This window comes from Providencia rettgeri, assembly GCF_013702265.1.
Classification (GTDB): domain Bacteria; phylum Pseudomonadota; class Gammaproteobacteria; order Enterobacterales; family Enterobacteriaceae; genus Providencia; species Providencia zhijiangensis.
Genome location: NZ_CP059348.1, coordinates 840,918 through 859,577, shown reverse-complemented (window position 1 = coordinate 859,577; position 18,660 = coordinate 840,918). Strand labels below are relative to the sequence as shown.

General features: G+C 43.2%; 17 protein-coding genes and 1 other annotated feature. Of the genes, 9 read left to right on the top strand and 8 right to left on the bottom strand.

The features are described 5' to 3' along the window. Positions 1–293: 293 nt before the first annotated feature. The 4 genes from yaaA to H0913_RS03825 all read left to right on the top strand — a co-directional run bounded on the left by yaaA (position 294) and on the right by H0913_RS03825 (position 3,458). The gene (gene yaaA / locus H0913_RS03840; protein ID WP_181478003.1) at positions 294–1,070 is read left to right on the top strand and encodes a peroxide stress protein YaaA; all 777 of its coding nucleotides are present in this window, start codon (positions 294–296) and stop codon (positions 1,068–1,070) included. Positions 1,071–1,277: 207 nt separating this feature from the next. Then, positions 1,278–2,273: an aldo/keto reductase gene (locus tag H0913_RS03835; protein ID WP_181478002.1), complete on the top strand. Its 996-nt coding sequence runs from the start codon at positions 1,278–1,280 to the stop codon at positions 2,271–2,273. A 226-nt stretch (positions 2,274–2,499) separates the two neighbouring features. Next, positions 2,500–2,718, top strand: coding sequence for a hypothetical protein (locus H0913_RS03830; protein WP_154602774.1), 219 nt, complete (start codon positions 2,500–2,502; stop codon positions 2,716–2,718). 59 nt (positions 2,719–2,777) lie between these two features. Beyond that, positions 2,778–3,458, top strand: a complete 681-nt coding sequence (locus H0913_RS03825; RefSeq protein WP_232368824.1) for a hypothetical protein — start codon at positions 2,778–2,780, stop codon at positions 3,456–3,458. A 69-nt stretch (positions 3,459–3,527) separates the two neighbouring features. Here the strand turns inward: H0913_RS03825 and thrC are convergent, their stop codons facing one another. From thrC to thrL, 4 genes are all read right to left on the bottom strand, one after another. Next, positions 3,528–4,823: a threonine synthase gene (thrC, locus tag H0913_RS03820; RefSeq protein ID WP_181478000.1), complete on the bottom strand. Its 1,296-nt coding sequence runs from the start codon at positions 4,821–4,823 to the stop codon at positions 3,528–3,530. Positions 4,824–4,826: 3 nt separating this feature from the next. Next, positions 4,827–5,756 (bottom strand): homoserine kinase, encoded by a 930-nt coding sequence (gene thrB, locus H0913_RS03815; protein WP_181477999.1) that lies wholly within the window; start codon positions 5,754–5,756, stop codon positions 4,827–4,829. Positions 5,757–5,759: 3 nt separating this feature from the next. Further along, the gene (thrA, locus tag H0913_RS03810) at positions 5,760–8,219 is read right to left on the bottom strand and encodes a bifunctional aspartate kinase/homoserine dehydrogenase I (protein ID WP_154602777.1); all 2,460 of its coding nucleotides are present in this window, start codon (positions 8,217–8,219) and stop codon (positions 5,760–5,762) included. 24 nt (positions 8,220–8,243) lie between these two features. Beyond that, positions 8,244–8,365, bottom strand: a sequence feature (Thr leader region). Then, positions 8,304–8,372, bottom strand: a complete 69-nt coding sequence (gene thrL, locus H0913_RS03805; protein WP_108479263.1) for a thr operon leader peptide — start codon at positions 8,370–8,372, stop codon at positions 8,304–8,306. Its footprint overlaps the feature before it by 62 nt. A 1,123-nt stretch (positions 8,373–9,495) precedes the next feature. On the opposite strand from thrL, the gene arcA reads away from it, so the two are divergent. Further along, a complete protein-coding gene (arcA, locus tag H0913_RS03800; RefSeq protein ID WP_004905684.1) occupies positions 9,496–10,212 on the top strand; it encodes a two-component system response regulator ArcA in 717 nt (238 codons plus the stop codon). A gap of 164 nt (positions 10,213–10,376) precedes the next feature. Continuing rightward, positions 10,377–11,159, top strand: coding sequence for an LEM-3-like GIY-YIG domain-containing protein (locus H0913_RS03795; RefSeq protein WP_154602778.1), 783 nt, complete (start codon positions 10,377–10,379; stop codon positions 11,157–11,159). A gap of 113 nt (positions 11,160–11,272) precedes the next feature. Here the strand turns inward: H0913_RS03795 and creA are convergent, their stop codons facing one another. Then, a complete protein-coding gene (gene creA / locus H0913_RS03790; RefSeq protein ID WP_230088669.1) occupies positions 11,273–11,710 on the bottom strand; it encodes a protein CreA in 438 nt (145 codons plus the stop codon). Positions 11,711–11,961: 251 nt separating this feature from the next. Between creA and robA the strand changes: the two genes are divergently transcribed. After that, a complete protein-coding gene (gene robA, locus H0913_RS03785) occupies positions 11,962–12,864 on the top strand; it encodes an MDR efflux pump AcrAB transcriptional activator RobA (protein WP_154602780.1) in 903 nt (300 codons plus the stop codon). Between the two features lie 75 nt (positions 12,865–12,939). Here the strand turns inward: robA and gpmB are convergent, their stop codons facing one another. After that, positions 12,940–13,587 carry a 2,3-diphosphoglycerate-dependent phosphoglycerate mutase GpmB gene (gene gpmB, locus H0913_RS03780; protein ID WP_154602781.1) on the bottom strand — a complete coding sequence of 216 codons (648 nt, stop codon included), beginning with the start codon at positions 13,585–13,587 and terminating at the stop codon, positions 12,940–12,942. A 52-nt stretch (positions 13,588–13,639) separates the two neighbouring features. Here gpmB and yjjX point away from each other — a divergent pair, with 52 nt between their 5' ends. Further along, positions 13,640–14,176: an inosine/xanthosine triphosphatase gene (gene yjjX / locus H0913_RS03775; RefSeq protein ID WP_154602782.1), complete on the top strand. Its 537-nt coding sequence runs from the start codon at positions 13,640–13,642 to the stop codon at positions 14,174–14,176. Between the two features lie 104 nt (positions 14,177–14,280). On the opposite strand, the gene trpR is transcribed toward yjjX, so the two are convergent. After that, positions 14,281–14,598: a trp operon repressor gene (gene trpR, locus H0913_RS03770; protein ID WP_036950344.1), complete on the bottom strand. Its 318-nt coding sequence runs from the start codon at positions 14,596–14,598 to the stop codon at positions 14,281–14,283. 130 nt (positions 14,599–14,728) lie between these two features. Further along, positions 14,729–16,645, bottom strand: coding sequence for a murein transglycosylase (gene sltY, locus H0913_RS03765; RefSeq protein WP_181477998.1), 1,917 nt, complete (start codon positions 16,643–16,645; stop codon positions 14,729–14,731). A gap of 332 nt (positions 16,646–16,977) precedes the next feature. Between sltY and ettA the strand changes: the two genes are divergently transcribed. Further along, positions 16,978–18,645: an energy-dependent translational throttle protein EttA gene (ettA, locus tag H0913_RS03760; RefSeq protein WP_006662825.1), complete on the top strand. Its 1,668-nt coding sequence runs from the start codon at positions 16,978–16,980 to the stop codon at positions 18,643–18,645. The last annotated feature ends 15 nt before the right edge of the window (positions 18,646–18,660 follow it).

Here is an 18,660-nt window from a genome sequence, read left to right as displayed (position 1 = left end):
CTGCAACTTAAACTACTTTGTGTATTATTAAGGAATTGAGGCTAGCGCCGCACCGTCCCATGATAATATCACGCATCTACGTTGCTGCAAGCGAGGAAATATCCTTGAAAGCAACTATTTGATCAGCAATCGTTTTCGCGGTATCACTAGGAACTGAATGCATTTAGCTAGGTTGAATAATCTCATCAGTAAACCAGATAACCATCATAATCGCGACTTATTACAGCGATTCGCCATTTCATCTGATTTTTTGTTAAAGTAGTGGGTAAATTTACTATCACAAGGGTTAAGTTATGCTGATTACTATTTCACCTGCCAAAACATTAGACTACGAAAGCCCGCTCGCCATCGACACGTTTACTCAACCCGAGCTCCTCGCTGAGTCTGAAAAACTGATTAAAACATGCCGAAAACTCACGCCAGCAGATATCGCAAGCTTAATGAAAATTAGCGATAAACTTGCAGGGCTGAATGCAGCACGCTTTGGTGAATGGCAGCCAAACTTTACCCCAGAAAATGCACGCCAAGCCATCCTCGCCTTCAAAGGGGACGTCTATACCGGCATGCAAGCCGAAACGTTTTCGCCCGCTGATTTTGAATTTGCTCAGCAACATTTACGTATGTTGTCCGGCCTGTATGGTGTGCTGCGTCCATTAGACTTAATGCAGCCTTATCGCTTGGAAATGGGAATTCGCCTTAAAAACAGCCGTGGTAAAGACTTATATGAATTCTGGGGAGATATCATCACTCAGCATTTAAATAAAGCACTGGCGGCGCAAGGGGATAATATCCTCGTTAATTTAGCGTCTGATGAATATTTTAAGTCTGTGAATACCAAAAAATTGGACGCTGAAATTATCAAACCCGTTTTCTTAGATGAGAAAAATGGTAAATATAAAGTCATCAGTTTTTATGCAAAAAAAGCTCGTGGATTAATGAGCCGTTTTATTATTCAAAATAAACTGACTAAATCCGAACAGCTATCTGACTTTAATTTAGAAGGCTACCAATTTGATCAAGCGCAGTCGAAAGGTAATGAATTAGTCTTTACTCGCCCTGAACAAGCCTAATCATAGACTCACTTTGTTGGCTTATGGGGAATGCATCACACCCTATAAGCCTCATACTCAACATGCGATATCTTATTTCAAATCCCCGTCACAATCTGGCGATAAAATAATCATTTCTTAAGCTGTATAGCATTCTTTCACCAGTGAGCTCGACAGAGTTATGCCAAAATTCGAGTAAATCTTTGCCATTTATTTTGGAGGTGAGCCATGCCATATTCTGCTGCGTCACATCATTACACAGATATGGAATATCGTCAGTGCGGTCGGAGTGGATTAAAACTCCCTCTTGTCTCTTTAGGACTCTGGCATAATTTTGGTGACAACAAGCCAATTGATAACTGCCGAGCCATGTTAAGGCATGCGTTTGATCATGGGATCACCCATTTTGATCTCGCCAATAATTACGGACCTCCTCCAGGCTCTGCTGAACAGCAATTTGGTCGCATCCTACAACAAGATTTTCGTCCTTATCGCGACGAAATGGTGATCTCCTCCAAAGCAGGTTACACCATGTGGGAAGGACCTTATGGTGATTGGGGCAGTAAAAAATATTTAGTTGCCAGCCTCAATCAAAGTTTAAAAAGAATCGGCGTCGATTATGTGGATATTTTCTATCACCACAGACCCGATCCTCAAACTCCGTTAGAAGAGACCATGGCAGCTCTTGATTTGATCGTTCGACAAGGTAAAGCGCTTTATGTGGGAATTTCGAACTATCCCGCAGAAACAGCGCAAGAAGCTATCCGTATACTTGATCAACTGGGCACCCCTTGCCTTATTCACCAACCTAAATATTCCATGCTAGAACGTACCCCTGAGGAAGGTCTCCTCGATTTGCTCGAAGAAGAAGGTGTCGGTTCGATTGCCTACTCCCCACTGGCCGGAGGGATTTTAACGGATCGCTATCTCAATGGTATTCCCGCTGATTCTCGTGCAGCAGGTAATCCATCATTACCGCCAGAAAGGCTCACATCTGCTATTTTAGCAAAAGTAAAAAAACTCAATGAATTAGCCTTAAATCGTGGGCAAAAATTGAGCCAAATGTCATTAGCTTGGTTGCTACGCCATGACCGTATTACTTCCGTGCTTATTGGCGCAAGCCGTATCAGCCAAATCGATGATGCACTTGGCATGATGGAAAATCGTGATTTTAGCCAAGATGAGTTAAAAGCCATTGAGCTGATCCTCGAAGACGCAATCTAAGCCCTTCCCCTATCGCTATCTCTTAAAATATATTTAAGGGATAGCTTTCTATTTATTACCTTTAATTTAAATACAAACGAACGAATAAAATTACAGCTTATTATTTTATATTTATTCAAACCAAATTTGATCTATTAATTACCCGATAACATTCTTTAATTATTTAAGTGAGTCATTTAAGCTTTATTTGCAGTTTAATTAATTCACTTTATAACGAGGAATTTATATGCGTAAAATCTCTACTCTCTTAATCACCTTATTATTCCCTTTATCCGCTCTTTCTATGACTATACCGACCGACTCTCAGCAAACCGCCACCGAATATCTATGGAGTAACGGCGGTAATGGGGGTAATGGTGGACATGGCGGCAATGGTGGTAACGGGGGAAGTGGTGGTAGCGGCGGGCATGGAGGCAATGGTGGAAACGGCGGTAATGGAAATTAAATAAACCCGATTATTTAATTATTTCCCCCCTTCATTCATGAAGGGGGATGGAGGAAACAATGGTTAATCAATCTCTATTTCAATTTTTCTCTATTTTAATTTTCACAACAACACCAATATTAAGTCACTCCAATAATCTTCATATTAATAAACCTCATTCATTCAATTTAAATAAATCCATTATTATCGATAATATTTCACAGTCATCTTTTTGTATTCCTTTTTATTGCCGAAATTATTATTTTCATCATTCCGAGAATGGCGTTAATGGCACCCATGGACAACATGGTAGTGGCGGAAACGGTGGTAATGGCGGAGTTGGAGGCAATGGCGGCAGAGGAGGTAATGGTCAACATGGTGGAAATGGCGGCAACGGCGGCAACGGCGGCAACGGCGGCAGTCATGGTCATGGCAACCACGGAGGTCACGCAACTCCCGGCAGTAATGGAAATGGAGGAAATGGCGGAAATGGTGGTGTACATGGTGGTGACGGTGGACACGGAGGCAACGGAGATGGCCTAGGTAACGGGGGCAACGGCGGAAATGGATCCGTCAATGGTAGTGGTGGCAATGGCGGACACGGAGGAAGTCATGGTGGCCACGGTGGTAATGGAGGAGATGGTGACGGTAGTGGAAATGGTGGAAATGGTGGGAATGCAGGTATTGGGGGACAAGCAGGTAAAGGTGGCAAAGGTGGACCCGATGGCGGACAAGATGGCGCGGATGGTGTTAGTTATTAATTCCCTCATCAAAAAACGGAAGCCAATTCAGCTTCCGTTGTTAACATTTCCTTCAACAGTGAACTTCAATTACTGCTTCGGTGCTAACTTCATTAAAAATTCGCGTAATTGAACGAAATCAGATGGTAAGAAGTGAGAAAGCAGTGGTAAATCAGCACGTTCTGCCAGCTCTTTTGGCAGTGAAATTTGTTTATTTAAGATAGCTTCCACGCTCTCTTTAAATTTCGCTGGATGAGCCGTTCCTAAGAACAGGCCATATTCGCCATCTTGCAGTTGGTCACGCAGGACACGATAAGCAACCGCCGCATGAGGCTCGGATAAATAACCTTTTTTATCCAATTCACGTACAGTCTCTTGAGTCACTTCATCACTCACTGCACCGTAACCCAGCTCTTTTAATGACCAACCTTTACGGCGGAATAATTCTTCAATACGCGGCCAGTTATTTGGCTGGCTGACATCCATTGCGTTAGATAGCGTCGCAACGGTTTGATGCGGCGCCCATTTTCCATCGACTAAATAACGCGGAACAGTGTCATTAACGTTAGTGGCAGCGATAAAGCGTTTCACTGGTAACCCCATAGATTTCGCCAGTAAGCCCGCTGTTAAATCCCCAAAGTTACCACTTGGCACAGAGATCACCAGTTGATCGCGTTTTTCTGCTGGGATCTGAGCAACCGCTTCAAAATAATAGCAAATCTGCGCTAACAGACGGCTAATATTGATGGAGTTCGCAGAGTTCAAATACAGGGCTTTTTTCAGTTCTTCATCATCAAAAGCGTGTTTAACCATCGCCTGACATGCATCGAAATCATCTTTGATAGCCACAGTATGGATATTTTTACCCAGCGTACAGAATAGCTTTTCTTGCAGTGGGCTGATTTTGCCTTCTGGGTATAAGATAACGACTTGAACATTATCCAAACCATAGAATGCATGGGCTACGGCTGCACCGGTATCACCAGACGTTGCGGTTAAGATAGTGACTGGCGCGCCGCCTGCCACTTGACCTAGCGCTTGTGCCATAAAACGGCCGCCAAAGTCTTTAAATGCCAGTGTTGGGCCGTGATATAGCTCTAACGTAGCCACATCATCTTCAACTTTGGAAATAGGTGCTGGGAATGCAAAAGCGGTTTTAACACGTTCAGCTAGCTGCTCAGCAGGGATTTCATCTCCAATAAACGCGCTTAAAATACGGCTGCTACGAGTGACAAAATCCAACTTCAGTAATTCATCAATTTCACTGACGCTAAACTCAGGTAAGTCTTGAGGGAAAAATAACCCTTGTTGCTTACCTAACCCTTGTTTCACGGCTTGCGCGAAGCTGACTTGTTCGTTGTTATCTTTTAAATTATACAGTTTCATCGTTTACCCTATTGTCCTTGCACCCGCCATATCTAAACGACAGATATGCACAAAGCCTTCATCATTTTGAATGTAATGTTGTTGTAGGTACTGCACCATCTCTTCTGCAATTCTTTTATCATCGCAAATGGTAAAAATTGTTGGCCCTGACCCCGAAATGCCACATGCCAGAGCACCAATTTGCTTCGCATGTTCACGCGCCTTCGCAAAACCTGGCAGCAACTGAGTACGGTATGGCTCTGCCACGACATCTTTGATCATCGTGACCGCTAGCTCTGGCTGGTTAGTATGGCATGCATGGATAAAGCCCGATAAATAGCGTCCGTGATTCACAATGTCATGACGAGAATAGCTATCAGGTAAAATGGCTCGCGCTTCCGCAGTGGAAACTTTAATCCCCGGATAAGCCATCACCCAATACCAGTTTTCAAAAGCTGGCACAGGTTGAGAAATAATGCCATTTTGCTCGATGATCAACTGTAAACCACCCAAATAGCAAGGCGCGACGTTATCATAGTGAATGCTGCCTGAAATACGTCCTTCCAGCTCGCCCATCATGCCAAGCAGTGCGGTTTGGTCAAATGGCTTATCCGCAAACTCATTCAGCGCCATCAGCGCAGCGACAACGGAGCAAGCACTTGAACCTAAACCCGAACCAATTGGCATATTCTTTTCAAGGGTCATCGCCACGTTCAGTTTTTTACCCAGACGCTCGCAAAACAGTTCCCAGCATTGGTAAACAATGTTGTGTTCCATTTTTTTCGGTAGCTTAGAAACAAATCGACCTTGGTTTTCTAATGAAAATGTCTCTGCCGCTTCAATACTGACACAGTCACCAAGCAGTGAACCATCAACCGGAGAGACTGCTGCGCCTAGCACATCAAATCCAACGCTCACATTACCAATTGAAGCGGGTGCATAAACTTTGATCACTTCTTAAACTCCCAATTTCCATGATAGGGTACGCAGCATATCCGCAAATACACCCGCCGCAGTTACATCATTACCAGCACCGTAACCTCTGAGAACTAAAGGAATTGGTTGATAGTAGCGCGTGTAGAATGCCAGTGCGTTTTCGCCATTTTTTACTTTAAACAGTGGGTCATTTCCGTCAACAGCAACCATTTTCACCTGACAGCGACCTTCTTCAATAAGACCCACATAGCGTAACACTTTTTCTTCTGCTTCTGCCGCTTTTATCCGCGCAGCAAACTGGGCATCAAGTTGTGGTAAACGCGCCATAAACTCGGCAACACTGCCTGAACTGTCGAAATCAGCAGGAAGTACAGATTCAATATTGATGTCGCTAAGTTCTAATTCATAACCCGCCTCACGAGCTAAAATCAGTAACTTACGCGCCACATCCATACCGGATAAGTCGTCGCGTGGGTCTGGCTCTGTGAAGCCTTTTTCCTTCGCTAACGTTGTCGCTTCTGATAAGGACATCCCTTCATCCAATTTACCGAAAATAAATGACAAGGAGCCTGACAAAATTCCACTGAAATGAACTAATTCGTCCCCAGCGTTCAGTAAGTTTTGTAGGTTTTCGATAACCGGTAAACCCGCCCCTACGTTGGTATCATAAAGGAATTTACGTTTCGAACTTTCAGCCGCGGCACGAAGTTGATGATAATAATCCATCGACAATGTGTTGGCTTTTTTGTTCGGCGTAACAACGTTAAAACCGTCTTTTAAGAAGCTAGCATATTGCTCAGCAATCTCTTGGTTAGACGTACAGTCGATGATCACTGGGTTTAAAAAGTGATATTCACGCTCTAAACGGATCAGGCGACTGAGGCTAAACGCTTCTTTGGCGTCGGCTAATTCTGCTTTCCAATTATCTAAATCAATGCCTTGCATATTGATCAGCATCGCTCTTGAGTTAGCGATCCCACAGACTCGTAGATCAATATGTTTTTGTTTCAGCCATTGCTGTTGGCGATGGATCTGTTCGATCAACGCATTACCTACGCCGCCTACACCGACTATAAAGGCTTCAATCACTTGCTCTGCATTAAACAGCATTTGGTGACATAAACGCACCGCTGAAGTGGCTGACTCATTGGCGATCACCGCAGAAATTGAACGCTCAGACGAGCCCTGTGCGATAGCAACGATGTTGATATTGCCGCGAGTTAATGCTGAGAAGAAACGTGCGGAGATGCCTTTTAATGTACGCATACCATCCCCAACAACGGAGATGATAGCCAGTTGCTCCATCACATCTAACGGGTCTAATACCCCATCTTTAAGCTCTAAATAAAACTCTTCTTCTAATGCCCCGCGAGCACGCTGTAGCTCATTTTGCGGCACACAGAAGCTGATACTGTACTCCGACGATGATTGCGTGATCAGCACCACAGAGATCCCTTTACGGGACATGACCGAGAAAATACGCGCGGCCATACCAACCATGCCTTTCATACCCGGACCTGAGACGTTGATCATCGCCATATTATTCAGGTTAGTGATCCCTTTCACTGGCGTGCTAGCATCCGTTTGACCATCACCAATCAGCGTACCCGGCGCACTTGGGTTAGTGGTGTTTTTGATCAGGCAAGGAATTTGGAACTGTGCAATTGGGGCGATAGTTCGAGGGTGTAGAACTTTCGCCCCAAAATAGGAAAGCTCCATCGCTTCTTGGTATGACATCCCTTTGAGTAAACGGGCATCAGGCACTAAACGCGGGTCACAAGTATAAACCCCATCAACATCTGTCCAAATTTCACAACAATCTGCACGTAAACATGCCGCTAATACCGCAGCCGAGTAGTCGGAACCATTACGGCCTAGCACCACCAGCTCACCCTTCTCATTTCCAGCTGTAAAGCCCGCCATCAATACGAAATGGTCTTTAGGAATGTTCAGCTCCGCAATGCGTTTAGTAGACTCATTGATATCGACGGTGGATTCAAGATAGTGACCTTTGGCCAGCAAGCTTTTCACCGGATCAATCACCGTGACTTTATGACCGCGAGCTTTTAATACAGATTCCATGATGGCGATAGAGAGCTTCTCACCACGGCAGATAATAGAGGCGTTGATGCTATCAGGACATTGTCCTAGAAGAGTAATACCATGCAGTACTTGTTTGATTTGCGCGAATTCGTGTTCAGTCAGCTTTTTCAGTTTGTCATATTCAAAGCCGGGCTGCTTTTCTTTTAAACCCTTTAAGAGATTAGCAAAAATCATTTCTGCATCACTCACATGCGTGATGACATCCTGACCTGCTGCCGTTTTTTCAATCATCGCCACCAAATGGTTAGTGATTTTCGCCGGTGCAGATAGCACCAACGCAACTTGTCCATCTGCCAACTTGCTTTCTGCGATATCAGCAACATTAAGTACCCGTTCGTCATTTGCGACTGAAGTACCGCCAAATTTAAGCACACGCATGGTATTTCTCTCCTGAATTAGCGCCAAAAAAAAGCCCACATCTTTTTAGGATGCGGGCTTTTTCATTTTTATTTTTTGGATGCGTCAGCCCGCCCCGTTTCCTGTGGTCACGGTGGTGGTGGTAATAATCGTAGTCAGGCTGATGTTACGCATAAAATTTGTTTATCTCGTAGGGAACATTTAGGTTTCTCCCTATACGGTTAAAGTAATCACACAATAATGTCAAATTTATTTGCATTTACGCCCCCCAAATGAGCGGCAATTCAGCTCAGAGATCCACTACATTCGTCAAAAATATCTTCATAAAAAGAGAGCCAGCCTTGAAATTCTAGTTGTAAAATTCATTCATTCTAAAATTAATAGATTTTAATTTTATTTAAAAAACAACTACACCATCTGCATAAAAAACAATCAAATCTCAAATTTGATGGTGATATTTTAACCGTATTTTTCAGCTGTAAATTTGAAATAAATTGCCATTGATGTCCTATCTATCTCTCTTTCATTAATCTTGATCAATATTCGCGCCAACCTTAAAAAATCCTACTTAGTTTCAGATCAAAATTGCACATAAGAAACTGAATAGCCATCTCGTTAATTATAAGCATGCAAATATTAATTCAGATATTTCTGAGGAGTCTTGTTATTTTTTTGTAAAACAAAATAGATTCACGCAAAGCGAGTAAGTGTAATCACCTAGTTTTTCTTATAAAAAACCAAAAATACTTTTTTTACGCGATTTTGATGTGCTAAACGAAATTTTACTCTCTGACAATTTTAAGGTGTTCTGGAGACGCAAAAACCACTTACGTGACTTAGCTTAAGTTAAATCCAAATATCTTCATCCCTATTCACATCTACCTTTCTTTACGGTATCACGATGAAAAACGTGCATTATCTCTCCTTTTTTCTCTTATTTTTATCGTCTATTCGATATCTCTATAACAAATAATTTTGGTATAATTATCTACCTAACAATCATTGTTAACGTGCTACAATTGATTTTGATATGTATCAACAAAAGTTAGTTTTTTAGGTGGTAAATGCAGTATTAGCTGTTATATTGCTGTTAACAGCCCAATATTGGGAAAGTGCTTAAGTTTTGGTGAGTTTTATGACCTTCAGCCTAATGGATAGGCAACGTTAAGTCACTGAAAAATGTAAAGACAAATTTATACTCATAGACGTGTTTTTCCAGATAACCATACCAACAACCACCTAACTGGAAACGGCCTATGGGTTCAGTATTTTTATTTTAATACTTTAGGTAGCAAATATGCAGACCCCACACATTTTGATCGTTGAAGACGAGATTGTCACACGTAATACGCTGAAAAGTATCTTTGAAGCGGAAGGTTATGTTGTTCACGAAGCCACCGATGGTGAAGAGATGAACAATGTTCTTTCGGAACATGACATCAACTTAGTGATCATGGATATTAACTTACCAGGCAAAAACGGCTTACTGCTGGCTCGTGAACTACGTGAGCAAGAAAGTATCGCATTAATGTTCTTAACTGGTCGTGATAACGAAGTTGATAAGATTCTTGGTCTTGAAATCGGTGCTGATGACTATATCACCAAACCATTCAACCCACGCGAATTGACTATCCGTGCACGAAACTTACTGTCCCGTACTATGAATTTAGCGGGTGGTACAGAAGAACGCCGTCTGGTTGAGAGCTATAAGTTCAATGGCTGGGAATTAGACATTAATAGCCGTTCATTAGTGAGCCCTGCTGGTGAGCACTACAAATTACCACGTAGTGAATTCCGTGCAATGCTTCACTTCTGTGAAAACCCAGGCAAAATCCAAACTCGTGCAGACTTACTGAAGAAAATGACTGGCCGTGAGTTAAAACCTCATGACAGAACAGTCGATGTGACTATCCGTCGCATTCGTAAACACTTCGAGTCGACACCAGATACCCCAGAAATCATTGCTACCATCCACGGTGAAGGCTACCGTTTCTGCGGTGATTTAGACGAGTGATTTTGTTCTGATTAATCTGATTAATCTGATTAATGAAAAACCGGCGCAAGCCGGTTTTTTTATTTAGATATAAAATATCAAAGACATCATTTCAGCGTTAAAAAATTAGAATTACTAGCCGATATATATCTATCTATAACTAAATGATTAATAGGTAGAATTCAATGAACGATTTTAGCCAATATAAAAACACACTAAGTAAACTAAAATTCTATGTGTATGCCCTATGTGAAGTTAGAGGTAATACCCGAATTCCCTTTTATATCGGGAAAGGCACTGGTTCTCGTTGCTTAAAACATATTACCGATGCATTCGCTGATCTTGATGGCTTAGAAGAAAACGACAATAAAAAATTTGAATTAATTCGTGAATTAAGTAAAGAAAACCTACTTGGTATTGATATTCTCTGTCACGGTTTAGATTCAGAAACTGCTTTTATGGTAGAAACAACCTGTATAGATTTAAAAGGGTTAGAAGGCTTAACTAATAAAATCAAAGGTAAAACAACGAGTAAAGATGAAGAGGTTTTAAAATTGGGGCGCCTGACTATTGAAGAAGCCGCTTCAATTTATTCTCAACAAGATACTGAAGTTTCAACTGAACATGCTGGCTTAGCTTTTATCTTAAATAAATTATATCGATTCAATATGAGCGAACTTGAGCTATTCGAAGCGACTCGTGGTGTATGGCATAATCCGCCTCGTAAAGATCAATCGCTAAAATATGCATATGCTATTTACAACGATATCGTCAAAGAAGTCTATGAAATTCATTCTTGGGTAGAAGCTGGCACTCAGCAATATTTTACTCGAAATATCAATAAAGGAAGTGGGCGTTGGGAATTTATTGGTAGAAAAGCGAGCGATGACATCCGTAAACTTTATGTTGGCAAGCGAATAGATAGAGATAGAAGCTATGGTACTCCATTTGTAAAAGTTGGTGCTTAAATATCTTTGAAACTGCTGATATACAAATTTAGCAGGCTATTTTCTTTAAATACCTTCAAAAATCGCCACTCATATTAAATATAATCAGTGGCGATTTTTATATCAAAACACACTCACCACGGCATAATCGGCACGGCGCTTAGCGCATTTTTAGGCGAGCCGTCGATCATCTTATCGGAATAGGTCAAATAGACAAGTGCGTTACGTTTAGGGTCGTAAAAACGAACCACTTGGAGCTTTTTAAACACCAGTGACGTTCTCTTTTGGAAAACTACCTGCCCTTTTTTCGGATTACGTTTCACTCGGTCATTTAGCTCAATAGGACCCACTTGTTGGCAGGAAATGGCAGCATCCGAAGTATCTTCCGCTAATCCAAGCCCGCCTTTAATACCGCCCGTTTTTGAACGGCTTAGGTAGCAAGTCACATTGTCCACATCTGGGTCATCAAAGGCTTCAACGACTATTTTATGGTCAGGGCCCAGCACCTTGAATACAGTATCAACTGAGCCGATTTCTTCTGCGGCTGCCATAAAAGATAGTGCAGACAACATTGTTCCCAAAATGAGGTTTTTCAGTGTATTACCTTTCGCAATGCCTTTTTTAAATTTGGAAGAACGCATACAGTATTCCCTTTTCAGCTTAACATCTGAATTTTAAATAACCTAAACGGCAATAATTCTGTTTATTAACTAATTCTTAAATACAACTCATTTACTATAAACGAAAAAGGTAACTTGTTATAGAATAGCCACTCATTGATTACTCATATCGGTTCTATGAGTCGTATTGCCTGGGGATATCCATGGATCAAACAAATATTATTCGCGACCTTCTTCGTTGGATAGATGATAACCTTGATAAACCATTATCATTAGATAATGTTGCCGCAAGAGCGGGTTATTCAAAGTGGCATTTACAGAGAATGTTCAAGGATGTGACCGACCAAGCAATTGGTGCTTATATTCGCGCTAGACGCCTATCTCGTGCCGCGGTTGCACTGCGCTTAACGAGCCGTCCCATTCTTGATATTGCATTACAGTATCGATTTGATTCACAACAAACTTTCACTCGCGCTTTTAAAAAACAGTTCAATCTGACGCCGGCGTTTTATCGCCGTACGGAAGAGTGGTGCGCGACCGGTATCTGCCCGCCGATTGTATTAGATGAACATTCTCCATTAGATTATGAATTTGTCACGATGGTCGAGCAGCCGTTAGTCGGTTTGGAGCAAAGTTGTTCCTATGTGCTTGAAGAGTGGTCAACCGCTTGTTCTCAAATGCGTCAATCTTTCTGGCGCTATTATTTAGAGCACACCACCAAAGTGGCCTCTGAAGTCTTTGGCTTACATCATGCGATTCATAGTGCCGAGAAAGATGATGAGCAAACGGTGTTTTACACCACCGCGGTGAAACCGGAAGATGCGAGCTTTAGTAACACCGAATATAGCCATGTTACGATCCCCGCAGGCGAATATGTGAAATTTAATTATCGTGGCGAAACGACGAGAGAAAGAATGCAAGAGTTCCTTTACCATGTTTATGGGGTCTACTTGCCAAAACTAAATCTCACTCGCCGTCCAGGCTATGATGTAGAACACTACAAAATCAAGAATGTGACGCACAATGAGATAACGGATACAGATCCAAGAACTCATATTGAAGCATTCAGCTATTATGTTCCAATCAAAAAGCCTGAAGCTAACTAAACAATCATAACCAATACCCAAAACAAAGGCGCTTCATACACTGAAACGCCTTTTTCTTTTTCGCTGCTTTACTTCTTAACCTTGCTGTTCATCAAGGGCAGGCTGAGAAAGGTGAGTGACTTCCCCCGCCGTTTCTACAATCCAACCATTGGCTAACCATGGGCTATTTTGATAATCAACACGAGATAGCGAACAGTTACGCAGGCGTAAACGACGTGGTGAGTTTGCTGGTACGCCTAAGATACGACTGAGTAATGTGCTGAGCGCCAAGCCATGGCTGACCAATAAAGGACGGCTTCCTTCTGGTAGTTCAAGGCAATGATTTAACGCCGCAAACATGCGCGTGAACAGTTCGTCCATCGATTCCCCTTCAGGAATTCGGCCGCCTTCAGCGCCATTTATCAGGCTTTGGCGCCACTGTTCTTCCTGTTCAGACAGTGAGCCAATTTCTCGTTGCTCCAAGACACCCATATTTAATTCACGCAGACGCGGTTCTGTGATAATTTCACACCCGCACACTTGTGCAATAATTTGTGCAGTTTCAAGTGTGCGTCCCATATCACTAGTGATAATATGGGTAATACCTTCGGATTTAACCCGTTGAGCGACCTGCATTGCCTGTTGACGACCTAAAGCAGTCAAAGGGCTATCAGATTGTCCCTGTATGCGACGAGCAACGTTCCATTCAGTTTCGCCATGGCGAACAAGATAAACCTGTAACATAGATGTGTTCCGTTATTACTGTACAAAGTATGTGTTCAAAGGAAAATAATTAATGTACCAAGTTATAGCTGCAACGACGAATCCCGCCAAAATTAAAGCGATTCAACTTGCCTTCGATGCCGTTTTTGGGCCAGGCAGTTATCAAATTGAAGATATTAATGTCGATAGCAGCGTTCCACAGCAACCTATCGGTAATAATGAAACCCGTACAGGAGCAAGACAACGTGTGATGGCATCACGCCAAGTACGCCCAGAAGCTGACTTTTGGGTAGGTATTGAGGCGGGTGTTGAAGATGACATGACATTTGCATGGATTGTGATTGAGCACCATCAAATCCGTGGAGAATCACGCTCTGCCAGTATTATGATCCCAGAAAAAGTACTTGCGGGGATCCGTGAAGGCCGTGAGCTGGGTGATGAAATGGCTGACCTTACTGGTATTGATAATATCAAACAACAAGGCGGCGCGATTGGCTTTTTCACCAACGGCGTGTTGACGCGCACCAGCGTTTATCAGCAAGCGCTAATACTGGCTTTAGTTCCTATTAAACACGAAATTTATAAAGAGCTAAATCACATAGAAGACTAATTATACTCAAAACGATTTAAAATGCATGTGGGGCTCTTAGCAATAAGAGCCCCACATTTATTTTTCGAGAATAATCATTGGCTGCATTAAAAGACAATCAAAAATTACAGTAGCTTAGATTCTAGCCACTCTTTTACCGGAATAGGGGCTGACTTCAAACTGTTTGAGCCGCGAGTAATAGTGGCAATACCTACGCCGAGCTCATTTTTTAATTCACGCTGGCTCATTTCACCGCGCATTAATTCTTGAACAATCCTAACGCGAGTTCCTAAAGCCGTCCGTTCATCCGGTGTGAGTAATAGCTGAAGAATCGAATCCTGTATATTTTGCTCAAAGGCCATTTGCAGTAGTTCCACAAAGCGTTGCCAATCCGCATTTTCATCGGCGGTTAACGCCGGGTCTGGTTTATATTCTACAGTCATCATCTACCCTTCCATACTATTAAACTAGTACAAATAATAGCACAGAACACTATCTCGTATAGTTAAAAATACAGAACTCATCTTGTTGAAGGTAAACCAAACCGACCAACAAGATGAAATTCCATACAAATTAATACTTCATATTCCATTCGTTCGCGGATAACACATTGCCTTTTTCACCTAAGAAATGTTTATAAAACAAATCATAAGAGAGAACATTCTTCACATAACCACGGGTTTCTGCAAACGGAATACTTTCCACAAAAGCCACCGCATCGATACGCCCTGCACTGTTACCTAACCAGCGAGTCACTCGCGATGGACCGGCATTATACGCCGCACTGGCTAAAATACGGTTATTGCCAAATTGCTGATAAACATCGTCAAGATACGCGGTACCTAACTCAATGTTCATCACAGGGTTAGTCAGTTGCCCTGCATTCACATAACCAGTGATACCTTGTTTTTGTGCGGTATGTTTTGCTGTCGCTGGCATTAACTGCATTAAGCCTGTCGCACCAACTGGTGATTGTGCTTGCGGGTTCCATGCGCTTTCTTGGCGAGCAATGGCCATCGCATAGCTTTTTTGGATCATTTTACTGCGAGTGTAATTATCAAACTGTTTTTCCCACGCCAGCGGGAAACGCTCTTCCAGATGATCCCACAACTTTGCCGTGATCGTCGCTTGAACGCTCAAATCTGCCCACTTATTATCGAAGGCATAACGGGCGAGTTGCTCTTGTTGATTAGGGGACATAGAAGAGACCAAATTGATCCACTCTGAGCGTGCTAGATTGTCCATCTCCCAATACATTAGCTCACGAATGCGCTGAATTTGCGGCATGCTGTGAATACTGGAGTCAGGTTTCACGGCTTTATTCACCATGACTGGGTAATCCATTTTTAGCTGCTGTGCGGCTACCATCGGGTAGAATCCACGCTTCGACGTTAACGCTCGCAGTATGCTTTCACCTTCAGCGCTTTTACCTTGGTCAATCAAGGTGATAGCTTGCCAATATTGCCACTCTTCCTTATTTTTTACGTCGTTTGGCAGTTGTCGCAACCATGAGGCTAATCCCGTTTTATCCCCTTCCCCCAGCGCTAAACGTACGCGGCGCTCTTTTAAAGCGGCAGAGTTAGTTTCACGGATCACTTCATCACGCCACATTGCCTGCTCAGGAGTGACATCAACCCCCATATATTGCCACGCAATGCTATCTTTCATTTGCTGGTTTTCTGCCATATTCATTTTCTGGGCAGAGCTGATCCCCGCTAACGCCGTGCGAGCGGCATCAGGGGATTGACGCGCATAGCGGCTAAACCCAGCTAATGTGGCTTGACGCGTAAAATCCGTCGGCGTCAATGTTTTCGCAAACGAGACAACCGAAGCGGGGTCATTTTGTAGTTTAACCAACGCATCAGAAATAGTTTTGTAGCTGCTTGGTAAGCGTTTCGCGAGGTAAGTTGCCGTTGACGTATTACCGTCTTTGATAGCTAGGTGAATACGCGCCAAAATCATATCCGTTGAAAGATATCCGGCTTTTTCCCATTCAGTAAACAATTTGTCGCATGCTGCTGGCATGGAATTACCATTGAGCCACATTTTTTCAGCGCCTTGCCACGCGACCTGTTTATTTCCCGTTGCCCAATTCGCAAAATAGAAATTACATTGTGCTTCCGCAGGTTGTGGCGGCTCAGGGCTAAATGCCAATAACGATGTCCACTCTTGGCGACGCGCCAGCTCATTCACAAACCGGCTTTTGAGAGTTTTCGCCACAGGCAACGTTGGGTATGCATCGATAAACTCTTGCGCTTGTCTTGGCGAGATAATATCTAAATCTTGTGATAGCTCGCGGTATTCTAAATATGGATACAGCGGATAATCACGTAAGGTTGGCAATAAACGCTCGACTTCATCCATCTTATTGGCATCCCAAGCAAGCTTAATTGCTTGATAACGTTCACGTTGTGCCTGTAAAGAATCCGCCCAAACTGTTGTGGATACCAACAGCATAGTGACCGGAACTGCCGCTAACCAACCTTTCATATTTATTCGCTCCATCGCTTAAATCTTGTTAGAGATTGCGCTCAAACATACTCAAAGCATTCATTAGTTACATCAATAATGTTAATGCTACCTAAAGTTTTCAGCCAGCGACAGAGGAGATTTCTTGAAATGGTTGGGTTTACAATCTTTTACTTATTCGATTCGTTAACCCTGACAACACGGATAACCTAGACCAGCCTAGGGGCGATCGGGTATAGTTCATGACAAACCGTTTATGGCTGTTTTTCCTTGTTAATGGGTCACACTAATTGATAAGGATAAAAAACAGAGAAAACTTAAAATTCCCTTTACAAAACAAAAGGTAAAATAAATTGGCTCAATACGTTTACAGTATGTATCGAGTGGGAAAAGTAGTTCCCCCGAAACGTCATATTTTAAAGAACATCTCTCTGAGCTTCTTCCCTGGGGCGAAAATTGGTGTTTTAGGTCTCAACGGTGCAGGTAAATCAACATTACTGCGCATCATGGCTGGCATTGATACTGAGATTGAAGGGGAAGCACGCCCTCAACCGGGTATTAAAATCGGTTATCTGCCACAAGAACCAAAACTGAATTTGGAACATACCGTTCGTGAAGCCGTTGAAGAAGCGGTTAGCGAAGTTAAGAACGCCTTAACTCGCTTAGACGAAGTGTATGCGCAATATGCCGATCCTGACGCTGACTTTGACAAGCTGGCGAAAATCCAAGGCGAGCTAGAAGCGATTATTGCCGCACAAGACGGTCATAATTTAGACAACCAACTGGAACGTGCTGCAGATGCACTGCGCCTGCCAGCTTGGGATGCGATTATCGGAAACCTCTCTGGAGGTGAACGCCGCCGTGTGGCTATCTGCCGCCTGCTGCTGGAAAAACCAGACATGCTGCTGCTCGACGAACCAACCAACCACTTGGATGCTGAATCCGTTGCTTGGTTAGAGCGCTTCCTGCACGACTACGAAGGCACCGTTGTGGCGATCACCCATGACCGTTACTTCCTCGATAACGTCGCTGGCTGGATCCTTGAACTTGACCGTGGTGAAGGTATTCCATGGGAGGGTAACTACTCTTCTTGGTTGGAACAAAAAGATGAGCGTCTGGCGCAAGAAGCGTCAACAGAAGCGGCTCGTCGTAAATCCATCGAGAAAGAATTGGAGTGGATCCGTCAAAATCCAAAAGGTCGCCAATCCAAAGGTAAAGCGCGTCTGGCTCGCTTTGAAGAGCTTAACAGCGTGGAATATCAAAAACGTAACGAAACCAGCGAATTGTTTATCCCACCTGGACCGCGTTTAGGTGACAAAGTTATCGAAGTAGAAAACCTGAGCAAGTCTTATGGTGATCGCGTTCTGATCGACAACCTGAATTTCTCGATCCCGAAAGGGGCGATTGTCGGGATCATCGGTCCAAACGGTGCGGGTAAATCTACCCTGTTCCGTATGATTTCCGGTCAAGAGCAGCCAGATTCTGGTTCAATCACCTTGGGTGATACCGTGAAAATTGCCTCTGTGGATCAGTTCCGTGATGCAATGGATGATAGCAAAACAGTGTGGGAAGAGATTTCCAACGGTCAAGACATCATGCGTATCGGTAACTTTGAAATCCCAAGCCGTGCTTACGTCGGGCGCTTTAACTTTAAAGGCGTTGACCAAGGTAAACGCGTTGGCGAGCTGTCTGGTGGTGAGCGTGGTCGTCTACATCTGGCAAAACTGCTGCAAGTTGGCGGCAACGTATTGCTGCTCGATGAACCAACCAACGACCTCGACGTTGAAACTTTACGCGCACTGGAAAACGCCCTGTTAGAATTCCCGGGCTGTGCAATGGTTATTTCCCATGACCGTTGGTTCCTTGACCGTATCGCAACCCACATCATCGACTACCAAGATGAAGGCAATATCACCTTCTTCGAAGGTAACTTCTCTGAGTACGAAGATTACAAGAAACGTACTTTAGGTGCAGATGCTCTGCAACCGCACCGCATTAAGTACAAAAAGATGACCAAATAATTCGTTTATTACGAT

Bases quoted from the DNA above. Each gene is read 5' to 3' on its own strand.
- yaaA (WP_181478003.1), top strand. From the start codon at position 294: ATGCTGATTACTATTTCACCTGCCAAAACATTAGACTACGAAAGCCCG.
- H0913_RS03835 (WP_181478002.1), top strand. From the start codon at position 1,278: ATGCCATATTCTGCTGCGTCACATCATTACACAGATATGGAATATCGT.
- H0913_RS03830 (WP_154602774.1), top strand. From the start codon at position 2,500: ATGCGTAAAATCTCTACTCTCTTAATCACCTTATTATTCCCTTTATCC.
- H0913_RS03825 (WP_232368824.1), top strand. From the start codon at position 2,778: ATGGTTAATCAATCTCTATTTCAATTTTTCTCTATTTTAATTTTCACA.
- thrC (WP_181478000.1), bottom strand. From the start codon at position 4,823: ATGAAACTGTATAATTTAAAAGATAACAACGAACAAGTCAGCTTCGCG.
- thrA (WP_154602777.1), bottom strand. From the start codon at position 8,219: ATGCGTGTGCTTAAATTTGGCGGTACTTCAGTCGCAAATGACGAACGG.
- arcA (WP_004905684.1), top strand. From the start codon at position 9,496: ATGCAGACCCCACACATTTTGATCGTTGAAGACGAGATTGTCACACGT.
- H0913_RS03795 (WP_154602778.1), top strand. From the start codon at position 10,377: ATGAACGATTTTAGCCAATATAAAAACACACTAAGTAAACTAAAATTC.
- creA (WP_230088669.1), bottom strand. From the start codon at position 11,710: ATGTTGTCTGCACTATCTTTTATGGCAGCCGCAGAAGAAATCGGCTCA.
- robA (WP_154602780.1), top strand. From the start codon at position 11,962: ATGGATCAAACAAATATTATTCGCGACCTTCTTCGTTGGATAGATGAT.
- gpmB (WP_154602781.1), bottom strand. From the start codon at position 13,587: ATGTTACAGGTTTATCTTGTTCGCCATGGCGAAACTGAATGGAACGTT.
- yjjX (WP_154602782.1), top strand. From the start codon at position 13,640: ATGTACCAAGTTATAGCTGCAACGACGAATCCCGCCAAAATTAAAGCG.
- trpR (WP_036950344.1), bottom strand. From the start codon at position 14,598: ATGACTGTAGAATATAAACCAGACCCGGCGTTAACCGCCGATGAAAAT.
- sltY (WP_181477998.1), bottom strand. From the start codon at position 16,645: ATGAAAGGTTGGTTAGCGGCAGTTCCGGTCACTATGCTGTTGGTATCC.